General features: G+C 49.7%; 9 protein-coding genes. 8 read left to right on the forward strand and 1 reads right to left on the reverse strand.

Annotation, left to right across the window (positions count from 1 at the left end; translation table 11 throughout):
* Positions 1 to 73 precede the first annotated feature (73 nt).
* The 6 genes from ACJ2PR_RS09025 (at position 74) to ACJ2PR_RS09050 (ending at position 9,208) form a co-directional block, all read left to right on the forward strand.
* On the forward strand, positions 74 to 3,241 hold the full coding sequence (locus ACJ2PR_RS09025) for a response regulator (protein ID WP_446876779.1): 3,168 nt from the start codon (positions 74 to 76) through the stop codon (positions 3,239 to 3,241).
* Between the two features lie 43 nt (positions 3,242 to 3,284).
* A complete protein-coding gene (locus ACJ2PR_RS09030; RefSeq protein WP_446876780.1) occupies positions 3,285 to 3,791 on the forward strand; it encodes a chemotaxis protein CheW in 507 nt (168 codons plus the stop codon).
* Between the two features lie 290 nt (positions 3,792 to 4,081).
* Complete coding sequence (locus ACJ2PR_RS09035; RefSeq protein ID WP_446876781.1) at positions 4,082 to 5,086, forward strand: glycosyltransferase; 1,005 nt, start codon at positions 4,082 to 4,084, stop codon at positions 5,084 to 5,086.
* A 1-nt stretch (position 5,087) separates the two neighbouring features.
* Positions 5,088 to 6,113 (forward strand): glutathione S-transferase family protein, encoded by a 1,026-nt coding sequence (locus ACJ2PR_RS09040; RefSeq protein ID WP_446876782.1) that lies wholly within the window; start codon positions 5,088 to 5,090, stop codon positions 6,111 to 6,113.
* A 210-nt stretch (positions 6,114 to 6,323) separates the two neighbouring features.
* Positions 6,324 to 8,186: a tetratricopeptide repeat protein gene (locus ACJ2PR_RS09045; protein ID WP_446876783.1), complete on the forward strand. Its 1,863-nt coding sequence runs from the start codon at positions 6,324 to 6,326 to the stop codon at positions 8,184 to 8,186.
* A gap of 161 nt (positions 8,187 to 8,347) precedes the next feature.
* Positions 8,348 to 9,208, forward strand: a complete 861-nt coding sequence (locus ACJ2PR_RS09050; protein WP_446856471.1) for a restriction endonuclease — start codon at positions 8,348 to 8,350, stop codon at positions 9,206 to 9,208.
* A 303-nt stretch (positions 9,209 to 9,511) separates the two neighbouring features.
* On the opposite strand, the gene ACJ2PR_RS09055 is transcribed toward ACJ2PR_RS09050, so the two are convergent.
* The gene (locus ACJ2PR_RS09055; RefSeq protein WP_446876784.1) at positions 9,512 to 11,722 is read right to left on the reverse strand and encodes a phosphoketolase family protein; all 2,211 of its coding nucleotides are present in this window, start codon (positions 11,720 to 11,722) and stop codon (positions 9,512 to 9,514) included.
* A 315-nt stretch (positions 11,723 to 12,037) separates the two neighbouring features.
* Here ACJ2PR_RS09055 and sppA point away from each other — a divergent pair, with 315 nt between their 5' ends.
* Positions 12,038 to 13,837, forward strand: coding sequence for a signal peptide peptidase SppA (gene sppA / locus ACJ2PR_RS09060; RefSeq protein ID WP_446876785.1), 1,800 nt, complete (start codon positions 12,038 to 12,040; stop codon positions 13,835 to 13,837).
* A 350-nt stretch (positions 13,838 to 14,187) separates the two neighbouring features.
* Positions 14,188 to 14,427 (forward strand): hypothetical protein, encoded by a 240-nt coding sequence (locus ACJ2PR_RS09065; RefSeq protein WP_446876786.1) that lies wholly within the window; start codon positions 14,188 to 14,190, stop codon positions 14,425 to 14,427.
* Positions 14,428 to 14,739 lie beyond the last annotated feature (312 nt).

Below are 14,739 nucleotides of genomic sequence, written 5' to 3' on the forward strand. Positions count from 1 at the left end.
TGCAGTGGATTCAAAACTCAACCTTAACGGCCCCACTTTTGCTCAAAATTCAAACCTCAGAACTCAAACTTCTATGACTCCCGACCCTACCATTCGCAAGCAAGCTTATTCCTATTTTCTAGCTGAGGCGCAGGATCTCTTGCAGGAAATGGAGCAGGATTTGTTGAGCTTGAGCCGCGATCTCTCCGAGTTACCCGCAAGGGGTCGCTCTCTCGCAAAAGTGCATAATCTAATGCGGGCAGCCCATACGCTCAAAGGTGCGGCGGCAAGTGTGGGATTTGAGAGCATGAAAACGATGGCCCATACGCTGGAGGATGTGTTCAAAACGTTTTATCAGCCTGAAGTAGCGATCGATGCCGAGTTAGAAGCGCTGCTGTTTGAGGGCTACGAATGTTTGCGGATGCCGTTAACGGCCGCCCTGGCGGGAATGGAACCCAATGATACCGAGGTTTTAGAGCGGGCGACTTTGGTGTTTGGTCAGTTGCAAACCAAGTTGGGCGACCACTTTAATCCGGGAGCGGCGATTCCCAGTTCGGCTGAGTTGGGGTTTGACATTACCCGATCGATTTTTGAGTCAGGCGTGCAAGAACGTCTAGAACAGTTGTCAGCCGTTTTGTCTGAAAAAGATCCCGCAAAACTCACCCAAACACTGCAAACTCAATCAGAAGTGTTTGTCGGCTTGGCGGAGTCAATGGGACTCTCTGGCTTTGGGGCGATCGCTCAAACTACCCTGACAGCCCTCAAAGTCAATCCCGATCGCGTGACTGAAATCGCTCAGGTCGCTTTGGCGGATTTTCAACGGGGACAGATTGCGGTACTATCGGGCGATCGCACCAGCGGAGGAGAACCATCCGCATCGCTAAAACAGTTCGCTGTCAAGTCAAAAGTCCAGCAGCGATCGCGTTCCTCCACTCCCCAACGTCGGCTAACAGGATCTTGGCAGCGTTTGATTGCTTTGTTAAATCGTCCCCTCTGGACAAAAGCGCCTTCTCCTACTCCACCGTCGATTTCACCTCACAAACCTTCTAGTTCTAAAGCTGTTGTTTTGGTGCAGTCCGTTCCTGAGTTAGATGAGTTTGCTTCACTCGGCGCAGCCTTAGAAGAACTTGCGAATAGCTTTCCCGAAGTCGTGAACCCACCAGAAGAGACGAGGTTTGAACTGTGGGACGTTTTGGAAGAAGAGACTTCTAACAAGCCGTTGCAGGAATCATCTGTCCAGTTGCGCCAAGAAGAACCGTCACCCACGATCGCCCTTAATCCACAGTCAGAAACCCCGGCATCTTCAACCATTCGAGTGGCTCTGGAGCATTTAGATGCACTCAACAATTCCACCAGTGAGCTACTGATTAATCACAATCAACAAGCGTTACAAGATGAGCGGCTGCGGGTGATTCTTCAAGACTTGATGGATGGATTGAGACAGCACCAGCAAACCATGACGAAGCTGCGAGACTGGTCTGACCAAATGCTGATTGCCCCCGAACAGGAGCGAAGAAAGCGGTTTGAAAGGTTGGACACCAGTTCTGAAAGCAGTCTCGCGAATCATTCCACCCAAAACTTATTTGATAGCTTAGAACTCGACCGCCACAGTGAGTTTCATGTGCTGTTACAGTCTGCGTTGGCGGAGGTGGTGCGGCTTGAAGATGGAACAGACGCGATCGATTTAGTCTCCAGAGAAGCCAGCCATAGTCTAAAAAAGCAGGGTCGGCTATTGTCAAATGTACGTGACGACTTGATGAATGTGCGAATGGTGCCCGTGGGAACGATTCTCAACCGCTTTCCCAGAGTGTTGCGGCAGTTGATGGAGACGCACGGCAAGACGGTGGATTTGCAGCTTCGAGGCACTCAAGTTTTAGTCGATAAAGCGGTTGCCGAAAAGCTCTACGATCCGTTGCTGCACCTAATTCGCAATGCGTTTGATCATGGCATCGAAGCCGCAGAATCGCGTCGTCAGCAAGGAAAGCCCAGTACGGGACAGGTCGAAATTCACGCCTACCAGCAAGGCAATCGAACGATCGTAGACGTGCGCGACGATGGACAAGGGTTAGATTTGCAAAAGATCTGTCGGCGGGGCTATGAGTTGCAATTGCTGTCGTCCGATCGCGTCGATGATTTCTCCAGGTCTGAGCTACTTAGTTTGTTGTTTGAGCCAGGATTTTCGACGGCGGATCAGGTGAGCGATCTGTCGGGGCGCGGAGTCGGGTTGGACGTGGTGAAATCGAGCCTGCGATCGCTCAAAGGCAGCATTACCGTAGATTCGGAAGCCGGTCGAGGAACAACTTTTTCGCTGCAATTGCCCCTGACGTTGATGAGTGCGCGGCTTCTGGTTTGTCAGGTGGAGCAGGGCGTATATGGATTTTTGTCTGACGAGGTTGAGAAAGTTCTCACGACTCAAAGCGGAGAAATTGAGACCATTTCAGGTCACCGCCTGTTTCACTGGTCACAAGCAGCGCGTCCGATTCCCCTTTATCCTCTGTCACAGTTGGTCAACTACGGGTCGTCTCTTTTGCCCTCCGAACGGGATCGCGAGGTGTCTTTTCCAGTGCTGGCGGGTGACATTTCGCCACTGCTATTGATTCGTCAACAAGGCGAACTGTTTGGGTTAGAGGTTGATCGGATCATTGGTGAGCAAGAATTGGTGATTCGTCCGATGGGAACGGCGATCGCGCCCCCCAGTTATATTTACGGTTGCAGCGTTTTGGGTGATGGGCAGTTGATTTTGGCGATTAACGGCGGCGCACTGTCCAGCCAAGGAAGGAGTCCACGATCGAATGCTGCAATTGAAACAGAGATAGAACGCTCAATCATTCCCGATCAAGTACCAGAATTAGCGCGATCGACTCCTGAGACTCCTCAATGTGTGCTGGTGGTAGATGACTCCATAACAGTGCGCCAAACGCTGGCGTTGACTTTAGAAGGGGCTGGCTATCGAGTATTACAGGCGCAGGATGGATTGGAAGCGATCGCTCAAGTCCAACAGCATCAGGAAATTCAACTCATCACCTGTGATGTAGAAATGCCGCGTTTGAATGGGTTCGAGTTTTTGATGCGCTATAACCAGGAGTCCTCTACCGTTCAGTCGCCTGTCGTGATGTTGACCTCTCGAAGCAATGAAAAGCATCAGCAGTTGGCGGCGCAGTTGGGCGCTTCAGCGTATTTGACCAAACCCTATACAGAACCTGTGCTGTTAGACACGATCGCTGGATTGATCGCTGAGAAGGACGTTAAAAGTCAGGCATAGGGAATTCTAAAGTTAGGCTTTTATTGTTTTCTGGAGAGTTGTGATGCGATCGTCTTTGCTGGATAAGTCAACGGCTGTGGTGTCGGAGGAGGTAGCTTCAGAATCGGTGAAAGTGGTGGTCTTTACGATCGCGGGCTACCGATTAGGATTGCCGATGGATGCCATTTTGAGAGTGGTGAATTGTCCTTTAGAGTTGCGCGATTCCTCTACTGCTGTCGAACTGGTGCATCTCAAACATCAGGCGATCACGGTGCTAAATTTGTATTCTCATTTGGCGCTCAAGCAGATCAATCCTCATCCCAACGCGGGACAGTTTTTGGTTGTGACAAAAGTTTTGCAAGAGGTTTGTGCCATTCGAGTGGACAGTCCGCCTGACCTGATGGAGCTACTGCCTTCCACAATCCGCAAGCTCCCAGAACCTTATCGACAAGGGCATCCCTTAAACATCGCCAGTCGGGTAGCTGTTTTACCTCAAGGCAAGGCAACCGTTGCGATCTTTTTATTAGACATGAAGCGAGTTTTAGACCGTGTGATAGCCACTGATAAGTAGCATCTTGGGCGTTGCTGGTGATAGATTAACGATTTCTCAACTCTCCGAGCAAGAGAAAACTTTGAACCGAAACTCTTGTCTGAAAGTCCCTCAGAATTGGCAGCTTGGGGGGCAGAAGATCTGAGCAACGAAGCGAAAGAGCCGGATCTTTTCGAGTGACCCGCAAGGGGTCGAATTCACGTTGAATTCCAGTAAACTTCTCACAGATCGCACCATTTAGCCTCAGACTCCGATAGGATTAGCGCCTGTAGAGAGAACCAATCTAAGGGCGTTTTTTGTTGAGGAGTGTTATGAGAAAACTCTATTTCTTGCTTCCCGGAACGGACGAAAATTTTGCCTGTGGTGGATTGTGGGCAGAGTTAAAAACACTCAATTTGGCGAAACAAGTCTGTGATGCCGAGGTTGTCACTTATCGACAGCGAGAAAAAGAAACCATTTTTCTAGATGATCTGCTGCGCGAAAAGATAGCTTCAGAAGAAGCCATTTTTGTTCTTAGCTGGGGATTTGATGTGGCCGAGCTTGCGGCTCGATTGAGACAGTATCACCTGGTTTATCATGCTCACAGCTCAGGATATGGGTTCACTTTGCCTTCCGATATTCCGATCGTCTCCGTCAGTCGCAACACACTTGGATACTGGGGACAGCGATCGCCCCATTCACTGCTTTACTATTTGCCCAATCAGATCTCAAACGAGTTTCAAAACCAACATCTAGCGCGTGATATTGATGTGTTGGTACAATCTCGCAAGTCTTCTAAATATTTAGTTCAAGAATTAATTCCAGCATTGCAAAAGTGTTGTCGAGTCTGTGTCGTAGATTCTTATGTAGATGATCTTCCGGGTTTATTTAACCGTGCCAAAGTTTATCTTTACGATTCCGCAGAGTATTGGCAACAACGGAGAGTCAGCGAGGGATTTGGGCTACAACCGATGGAAGCACTGGCCTGTGGATGTCAGGTTTTCTCAAGCGTCAACGGCGGATTGTCGGACTATCTCGATCCAGGATTTAATTGTCACAAAATTGCGGGATATAGCAAAGAATATGACGTGCAGCGAATTCTTAAAGTGTTGGAAAGTCAGCCGATCGAGCTTCCGGAAGCCTTCTTTACAAACCATCGCACCGAGACCATTATTCAGCGATTACAGGTGATTTTGACCGAAATCAATGACTTCTTTGATCACAAAAAACACCCTTCATCCCCGATCAAAAACTTAACCAATCTAGGAATTGCCAAGCTCTCGGCTCAAAGAATCTTCGGTAAGCTGAAGAAGAAATTGCTGCCTCGCGCTAAATGACATGTCCCAATCTCCACCCACAAAGAAAACATTGCCCCCCAAGCTGATTATCTGGTTTGGCCGATTTGTCTGGACGACGATGTGGAAAGTGATGATGTCAAAGCTGGCTCCTCCTGGCAAGTCTGGCGAGTATTTGCGGCCGAGCAGTCAGTTTCGCGACGTAGTTAGCATTGAGGAAGGCAATTCGTATCAACCCGCGATCGCTCGCTACAAACTCCTGGTCGGCTTGGGGTGTCCGTGGGCCCACAGAACGCTGATCGTCAGAGCGCTCAAGGGTTTGGAAGATGTCATTTCGGTCTCGATCGTGTCTCCCTCCCCGATCGCAGGCTGGACGTTTGACCAACCCGAATTAGGCTGCAACACGCTGGCCGAATTATACCAACTCGCTCAACCAGGATATACGGGACGATCGACGGTTCCGGTACTTTGGGATAGTCAAGAGAACGCGATCGTCAACAACGAAAGTTCAGAAATTATCGTCATGCTAAATGCCGCGTTCAATGAATTTGCAAAACATCCCAACTGTGATCTCTATCCGACTGAGTTACAAGAAAAGATCGATTACTGGAATGAGAAAACCTACAACGCTGTGAATAATGGGGTGTATCGCTGCGGATTCGCTCAAACGCAAGAAGCTTATAACACTGCCTGTAATGAATTATTCACAACTTTAGATGAGATTGATACCGCCTTAGCAACCACTCGCTACCTGTGCGGCGATCACGTTACGCTTGCAGATGTTCGTTTGTTTACAACGCTGTTTCGCTTTGATGTCGTGTATTACAGCCTCTTTAAGTGCAGCCGTCGTAGAATTCAAGACTATCCCAATCTGGGGCTTTATTTGCGTGACCTCTATCAGCTTCGGGGCGTGGCTGAAACTTGTGATCTAGAGAGCGTCAAACGAGACTATTACGGCAACTTGTTTCCGCTTAATCCAGGCGGCATCATTCCTTTAGATCCCGATTCGACTCACTTACTTGAGCCACACGGACGAGAAAATCTGGGGAGAGCGATCGAGCTTCATTAATCTTCAGGTAGACATTCAAGTAGCATTCAAATAACGCCCCAAAGACACCTTTCTCGCTTGAGCTTGTTACCATCTGTTACATCAAAGACCAAATCTGTTGCCTATTGCGAACTTTTAGAATAGTAGAGCGGAGATTTTTGCAAGAAGCTTCTATGATAAAAAGCATTCAAAATTGCCGCAGGATACCCCTACCTCAACCGCCAATCCTCCATGCCAGAGACCTCTACCCGCGATCGCTACCTCGACTTCATCACTCAAATCGTGCAGTTAACGCTCAAGGGCAACATTCGCTCCAAAGAGCAGGTTTATCAAATGCTGGTGCAAGAACTCGAACCCGACACCGAGGAAATTTTTGAGGAATGCCTGCGCGATCGTCTCTCCACCACTCAGCAAGAAGCCAGCGATTCGGCAAACGAGGCAAAACAGGCGAGAGCCACCCGCAGCATGAGGGCACTTCAGACAATTCAGGGAGAATGGAGCCGCTGGCAAGCTCAAAATCAGGCAAGATCGGCGATCGTCACTGCCATTCACCAACTCACTCAGTCCGAACCCGCTCAACGCACGCTCATTTTTCTCAAAGTCACCGACCCCAACCATCCCCAAAGCCTCAAACCTGACCAACTCCAACAACTGGCCACCACCCTGCGCCAACAGCCCATCTCCGACCCCGACACCAGAGACGAACTGACCCAAATTGCCGAAGGTATCACCCGTGGACTCGACTCCTGGAGAACCTTGCAGCCTCACCTCGTCAGTTGGATCTATGACCCCGATCAAATGGGCTTTGGCAGTTCCACTGAACAAAACAGCCCCTGGGCACTCTGGTCAAAACAAGCGATCGGCAGCGTTCCCAAATCCCTTTTTCGAGCGCTCTATGAGCAGCAGTCCGGCAATGATTGGGCCGCAAGTCAGTCAGACATTACCCTGGCAGCCTGGGTCGAGTTGATGATCGTGCTGCAATCCCTGCAACAAGGTTTGATCCACTGGGTCGAGAATCTCATCTACAGTTCCAAGTCCGGCTCTAAAGTGGCGATTACATTATTTCTCACGTTTAGCGTTGTCTGGTCAGAGTTGGCGAATGGATTTGGTCGATCGACGTTTCTCAATACCCTCAATCAGGGGCGCTATTCTGAAGGCGCGTTTCGAGTTACTTTACAATGGCTGCGCGTCTTTGCCCAACGCGATTACTTTCCGCTATACGGCACCGTTTTTGCCACGTTTACGGGGGGTTATTTTCGCAATGCCATGAATTATTTGAGTGAGCCGCTGAAGCGATCGCCCGGTACGCAAGAAAAAGCTCGAATTCTCACCTTGTTAGGATCGTCGCAGCGCGTTCGGGGCCCGTTAGATTTGGCTAAAGAAATGCACGATGTGGCGCGAGAAATTGCTCAAGAAGCGGGCGATCGTCCCTGTGAGATTGCCAACCTCAACCACCTCAGCCGCATCGCTGTCACTGAGAAGAATTATCCAGAAGCGATCGGCTACAGTCAACGGGCGTTGATGTTTAGTCGGCAGTCGGGCGATCGATTTGGAGAAGCCAACGCGCTGGCAAACTTAGGGTATGCCGAAGTCTTTTTGGCGCAGCAGCTTGAATCTGATCCGGATGTCTACGAACGAGCGATCGCCTACCTTGAACAAGGGCTAGACCTCTCAGAACGGCTGAACGACGGACAAAGTAAAGCGCTGTGCTACACCAGTTTGGGCAGTGCATATGTGACGTTGGGGCAAGCCGAAAAATCGCTGCCGTTTTTGGAGAAAGGAGTCAAGTCGGCCACTTACACGGGCGATCTCTATATTCAATCGCTCAATTTAGCTCAGTTGACCGAGGCGTTTTATCAGATGAAAAATTTTGACAAAGCGATCGTTTCTGGCAGTCTTGCTATGTACCATCTAGAACAACTCGGCTCTAGCGATTGGCGACAACCTGCCGGACTACTCACCGTCTTACAAGGACAAATGGGAGCCACCTTTGATCAACAAATGGAAGAACAAAAATCCATGATCATCGACGTAATTGGTGTTGACGGCTATGACCACATCCCAAAACTTCTAGAACAATATCGCACCTCTTAAGCAAACGGATACTCATTATTTGGCTATGTTCCAGGTTAGGGCAATATTACGAGATTAGTTGTTGGATGGCGCAAATTGAGAAATTGCAAAACTTTTGCGTATTCTGAGTAGCGATTTATATTTGATAAAGCAGCATTTTTGTATATCTACTCAGTTTGTGCATGAAGCGATCTGCCTCCTCAGTTCCAACATTTGACTCAATGCTTTTGCCGACAATTCAGGCTCTACAAATTTTGGGTGGGTCTGGTACAACTGAGGAAATTTATGAAAAAGTAGTGCAGATTCTCAACGTATCGGACAAGGTGCTTGAAATCCTGCATGGCAGCACGTCACAAAGCGAAATTGAATACCGACTTGCCTGGAGCCGGACTTATCTAAAGAAATATGGGCTTTTGCAGAATTCAGCACGCGGTGTATGGTCTTTGGTTTCCACTTCCATTAATCTCGATGAGCTTGATGCCAAAGAGATTGTTAAGGCGGTTCGAGATGCTGACAAAAATAAGGTTTCTCCTTCAAATGCACTAGATGAAACTGTTGGAGCGGTAGAAACTTTAGAAGAGCTTGCATGGCATCAGCAACTCCACAAAACATTGCTGTCTCTAGATCCATTTGCATTTGAGCGTCTGGCACAACGTTTATTACGTGAGTCTGGGTTTATCCAAGTACAGGTCACAGGCAAATCTGGTGACGGTGGAATTGATGGTGTTGGGATTGCTCGTATAAATGGCTTTCTGAGCTTTCACGTTCTCTTTCAATGCAAGCGTTATCAGGGGTCGGTAACAGCGGGTCAAATTCGAGATTTTCGTGGAGCAATGCAAGGACGAACTGATAAAGGTTTATTTATCACGACTGGTACATTTACAAGAGATGCTATCAAAGAGGCCACACGAGATGGTGCGCCGCCCATTGATTTGATAGATGGAGAGCAGTTAGTTCAACGATTAAAAGAGTTAGGTCTCGGTGTCAAGATAACCATGATCGAGTCTGTTGAAGTTGATGAAAATTGGTTTGCCAAGATCTAACTTTGCCGAGATCTAGGTGTCGATCGCACCCCTCAGTCACCTAGTTGAACCATCTTTTTTAACGCAAGTCCAACAAGATTTTTGACTCCGATCGCTTCGAGTTACAAGGGGGAGTAGATTTTGACTATTTCCTAAATTCTCCATCAATGGAGGACTTTGAATCGAATAGATCAAATCAAAGTCCTACAGAATTGGGGGGTTGGGGCAGAAGCTCAGAACAACGAAGCGAGAAATCTCATCGAATTCACGTTAAACTGACAAGGCTGACAGTCACGACTGCTTTAACCGACCATTCGCTGACTACTAGACGAGGGCCAGGGCGCGTTTGGTCAAAGCATCAGCGGTAATGCCATTCACAGCCATCAATTCCCCGGCACTGGCAGTCGTCTCGCCCCGCTTCCAAGCAAAGGTGTCACGATTGGCAGAACTCCGCAACATCAAAGGTTCTAGCATTCCACTTGCGCCTCCCGTCACCCCAATCAGCGCATCTCCACCAAACATCGCCTCAAACTTAGCGTCATCCAAAAATTCGCCATCTGGTTGAGAACACAGATCCCACGCGACATCGTGAGAACGGTACAGCCGACGAGGATTGACGATCGAAACGACTCGCACCGACAGGCCTTGTGCCTCTAGCTGAGAAGCGGCTTCTAAAACAGGCAGCAACGTCATATCGCCGATCGCCGCAAACACGACTTTTTTACCCGTATTCGGCGTTTCGTGAAGGACGATCGCGCCCTCTTTCAAAGCCTGACGCGCCTGCTCAAACGTCGTGCGAATCGGCAACGGAGACTTACTCGCCGTGATCACAACGCCCTTATTTTGGGTAGACAACGCCCACTCATAGCACACCTGAATACTATTAGCATCCGGTGGAAACAGCGGAAACACATTGCCATTTCGCATCATGCTGGCAAAATAGGCTTCGATTTCAGGACGTTGGTGAGTCCAACCATTACGACCTTGTTCGAGGGCCCCAGCCGTGAATAGCGTAATTGTCGAAGGAGTCGGACGGCGCAATTCGGCCATCGCCTGGGTCACCGTTTGCCAAATCGGAACGCCATTGATCGCAAACGATTCATACGAACACCAGAGCGATCGCCCCCCCATCAGTGCCAAACCGGCCGCCAATCCCGCACAGGCATCTTCACTCAATGGTTCATAAACCTGTCCTTTGGGAGCCTGGTTATACAGCGCATCTTCGACAGGGTGAATGATTCGTAAAGCCTGGTTGATGTTGGCGATTCCAGACGCTTCATTCCCATCCGCATTCGTGACGACAAACGCACGATCGCGCTGTCCCACCGCTCCCACTAACAAGCCCATTGCTGTCGTCGAAACTTTGGAGTCTCCAGTTGCGAATTCTTCGAGCGGCAGTTGTCCCAAATCTGGCAACGGTAAGATCGATTCGGTGACGACCGTTTTGCTGGCTGGCCCGCCCCCCGATCGTTCGCAGTTGGTTCGCACAATATCCCAGGCGGCGGGTGAGAGGGCCCGAGCTTTGAGCGCCGAAATAATGTCGGCATTCTCTAACGTATGTTGAGCATACAGGTTATGGGATTTTGCGCCCCTAGCATGAACGCCCGCACCCTTGAGTTGTTTGATAATCAGAACGGTGAGTTTGCCGCCGAGAGCCGATTTTGCTGCGCGATCGGTGGCTACCAAAACTGCCTGCGTGAATTCCAATCGGCGATCGAACGAAAACGCCGTACTGTCTACATAGGCTCCGGGCTGATTGCGATCGTCATAGTCCTTTGCGTCAATTAGAACTACCTCTTCAAACCCATTGCCGCGCCAGTAAGTCAGCATTTCCTCGTTGGATTTGGTCGAAACCATACTGTGATGCTCTTGCGAAAAACCATTCCACACCAAAACGGGCAAGAAATTGGTCACCGTCGGATAAGCCGTGTGAAAATGCGCCATCGCGCTGACGATATACGGCTCGCCCAATCCCCCATCGCCCACCGTAAAGGGAAATAGCTTGTCACGATGCAACAGAGCCGCCGCCATCGCAAAGTGTTGACCCTGACCCAACGGGCCGGCCGGGGCCAAAATGCCTGGAATAAAGCCCGACAAATGTCCTAACAGCCCGTGCTTTTCTCGAAAGCGATCGCGCAACTGCTGTACGGTTTGAATGCCCATATCTTCAAGCGATCGATCCAAAAACATCGCACTGTAGAAACCGGGAGCATGGTGGCCCACTTCGGTCATGATATTTTTGTAGCCAAGCATGACCAGGGCTGCGTACGCCTCGACCTGACTTGCAAATCCGCCAGGGTGCCCCGATGCCTTGCTCGCCGTCACTTGCAAAATCAAATAGCGCAACGCATCCGCCGCTAACAACGTTTGATAAGCCGCAGTCGGATCAGTAGGGTCAGCGATCGCCCCTTTGCCGGATACGATCGCCGCAGCTTTACCGTGCGTTTCAAAACCAGGGAGCGCTTCACCAAAATACTGAATGCCTTCACAAAAGAAGGGAGCGGTTGACTGAGGGTTTGGGGTGACTGCGGTCATGCTTCAGATACCTGTGATGAGTGAGTTAACTCTTACTCATACTACATAGAGGGGTGTGCAAAAAAGAAATCGTGTCGCTGATGGAAGGGATTAGAAAAAGGGATGAGGGAGGAGGGAAGAGGGATGAAAGGTGTGATTGAGCGTTTGAGTTGGGTAGTTGAGAGTTTAGTCACCAGAACTTTGAGAATAGCGATTAGCATGGAGTAACGATCGCTTCCACCTTTTGGGGCTTGCTAAGAACTAACTTCACACTCCTAGCTCCTCCCTCCTCCCTCCTCTCTCCCCTCTTCTCCCTCCCCTCTTCTCCCTCCCCCTATGCGTGACTTTCTCAAACACACTTTTGCGACCCTGCTTGGCATTCTGATCTTTATGGGTCTTAGCTTTGGCGGCCTGCTGCTTTTGGTCATTGCTACAGCGTCTAGAGACCCGGAGCCACGGGTTAAAGATAAGTCAGTTTTGGTGTTTGACTTGTCTCAGACAATTACAGACTCTAAGCCCAATTCCAGCACTCGCGAAGTTCTCAACGAAGCGCTGGCTGGAGATGAAAGTGAGAGTATTACGTTAAAAACGGTGCTGGATACGATCGACGAGGCGACTCGAGACAAACGCATTGTTGCCCTCTTTTTACACGGGGGAAGCGGGGCCAGCAGTTCTGGGTTTGCCACGCTCAAAGAAGTGCGAGAGGCGCTGGAGCGATTTAAGGCGGCGGGTAAAAAAATCTATGCCTACGATGTGGATTGGGCAGAGCGAGAATACTATCTAGCCTCGGTGGCCAACACGCTGGCAGTGAACCCGATCGGGCAAATGGAAATCAATGGTCTTAGCTCAGAAAGCATGTTTTATGCGGGAGCCTTGCAAAAATATGGGGTGGGCGTACAGGTAACGCGGGTTGGCAAATATAAGTCGGCGGTCGAACCGTTTCTGTTAACCAAGCGCAGTCAGGCCAACCGAGAGCAAACCCAAAAACTGCTGGGCGATCTGTGGGGCGAATTTCTAACCACCACCAGTAAAGATCGCAAAATGACCGTGCAGCAAATGCAGGCGATCGCCGACAGTAAAGGCACGCTCACCGCCGACGAAGCGCTTAAATCCAAGCTGGCAGACAAGGTGGCTTATTCTGACGAAATGGTGTCAGAACTCAAAAAAATTACGGGCGAAGACGACGAAAATAAATCCTTCCGCCAAATCAGTTTGAGAACCTACGCCAGAGTTGCCGAAGAGGCCGTGCAAAAGCGAGGTGGCAAAAATCAGATTGCAATTATTTACGCTGAAGGGGATATCGTCAACGGTCAAGGCGGCAGCGGAGATGTGGGCGGCGATCGTCTGGCTCGACAATTGCGCCAACTGAGGCAAGACGACGATGTAAAAGCCGTGGTGCTGCGTGTTAACAGTCCGGGGGGCAGCGCGACCGCTTCAGAGATTATTCAGCGAGAAGTCATTTTGACCAAAAAGGTAAAACCGCTGGTTGTCTCAATGGGCAGCGTGGCGGCCTCTGGGGGCTACTGGATTGCGACTTACGGCGATCGCATCTTTGCGGAGGCGAATACGATCACAGGCTCGATCGGCGTGTTTGGGTTGCAGCCCAACATTCAGAAAATCGCCAATCAAAACGGACTGACGTGGGATGTTGTCAAAACTGGACGCTTTGCAGATAGTCAAACGATCACTCGTCCCAAAAGCCCAGAAGAATTGCAGCTGGTACAGCGATCGGTCAACAAAATTTATGACCAATTCCTGACAAAAGTTTCTGACTCGCGCAAGCTGCAAAAAAATAAAGTGGCAGAGATTGCTCAAGGCCGAGTCTGGTCAGGCATTCAGGCAAAGGCGCTAGGTCTGGTCGACGAACTGGGCGGACTCGACGATGCTATCAAGGACGCTGCAAAACGAGCCAAGTTAGGCGACGACTGGCAGATCGAGGAATATCCCAAATCCAGCACGTTTGAAGAACGAATTTTGCAACGGCTGTTTGGGGCGAGTCTTGGGGCTAAGACTACTGCCAAAAGTCCGTTCTCTCAACAATTTGACCAGCTTCAGGGTGACTTGACTTCGCTCAACAAGATGAACGATCCGAGAGGTGTGTATGTACGCTTACCTTTTGACGTTCGCATTGATTAAGAAAACATGAATTCGATGAAATCTTCCGCTGCGGTTGTGAATCTAGGCAGCCCCCTAAATCCCCCACGAGTGAGGGACTTTGAACCCAAAATCTTGTCTTAAAGTCCCCCATTTTTGAGGGTTGGGGGGCAGAAGCACTGAAGAACGAAGCAAAAAAACTTCATCGAATTCAGGTTAAGAAAGATGGAGAAGCTTCTCTAAACTCAGGAAGGCAGACGTTTTTTATCTGTTTCTGAAAGACTAGAATTCGGCGTGATTCAACACTAAAAATTTATAGAAGCGCGATCGTACTCGTCCGGGATTTGGGTAGAGTAGGGTGTACTTCTCTTTAGTGTTGTTGTCATCAGTCTATGGGTATAAAAAATCAGCGCTTTCTTCTGTTCGTCTTGCTCTCTAGTGCTACGGGCGTGATCGTCGGAGGAACGGCAAGTTGGGCAGAAAGCAATCAATGTATACAAGCTAATGTTGTGACGAATCAGTGTTTGACCCAAAGCCCTACCGTTAAAACGATCGAAGGCATGGCAACGGGGTTAGTCGCTGGGGCTGGGGCTGCTGTCGGCGCAGCTTGGCAACACAAACGACAAGGGTAGATTCAAGGTTTCATTCAACGATTTAGGACGCGGGTAGGTCGATCGACTTCTCCGCGTCTTTGTTTTTGAGACAGACTTAACGTGAATTCGATGGCATTTTTTCGCTTCGTGATTCAGCACTTTCGCCCCCCAACCCCCCAATTCTGGGGACTTTCGGATATGGATTCTTTGTTCAAAGTCCCTCACTCGTGGGGGATTTAGGGGGCTGCCCGGAGTAATAACCGCAGCCAAGGATTTCATCGAATTCACGTAGACTTAAAGGCCTGTGAATTCGACAGAATTGCCTCACGATGCTTGTAGATTCGAGAAGGC

Source organism: Phormidesmis sp. 146-33 (assembly GCF_052939515.1).

Coding starts and splice junctions, on each gene's coding strand:
- sppA (WP_446876785.1), top strand. CDS start 12,038: ATGCGTGACTTTCTCAAACACACTTTTGCGACCCTGCTTGGCATTCTG.
- ACJ2PR_RS09030 (WP_446876780.1), top strand. CDS start 3,285: ATGCGATCGTCTTTGCTGGATAAGTCAACGGCTGTGGTGTCGGAGGAG.
- ACJ2PR_RS09055 (WP_446876784.1), bottom strand. CDS start 11,722: ATGACCGCAGTCACCCCAAACCCTCAGTCAACCGCTCCCTTCTTTTGT.
- ACJ2PR_RS09045 (WP_446876783.1), top strand. CDS start 6,324: ATGCCAGAGACCTCTACCCGCGATCGCTACCTCGACTTCATCACTCAA.
- ACJ2PR_RS09025 (WP_446876779.1), top strand. CDS start 74: ATGACTCCCGACCCTACCATTCGCAAGCAAGCTTATTCCTATTTTCTA.
- ACJ2PR_RS09035 (WP_446876781.1), top strand. CDS start 4,082: ATGAGAAAACTCTATTTCTTGCTTCCCGGAACGGACGAAAATTTTGCC.
- ACJ2PR_RS09050 (WP_446856471.1), top strand. CDS start 8,348: ATGAAGCGATCTGCCTCCTCAGTTCCAACATTTGACTCAATGCTTTTG.
- ACJ2PR_RS09040 (WP_446876782.1), top strand. CDS start 5,088: ATGTCCCAATCTCCACCCACAAAGAAAACATTGCCCCCCAAGCTGATT.
- ACJ2PR_RS09065 (WP_446876786.1), top strand. CDS start 14,188: ATGGGTATAAAAAATCAGCGCTTTCTTCTGTTCGTCTTGCTCTCTAGT.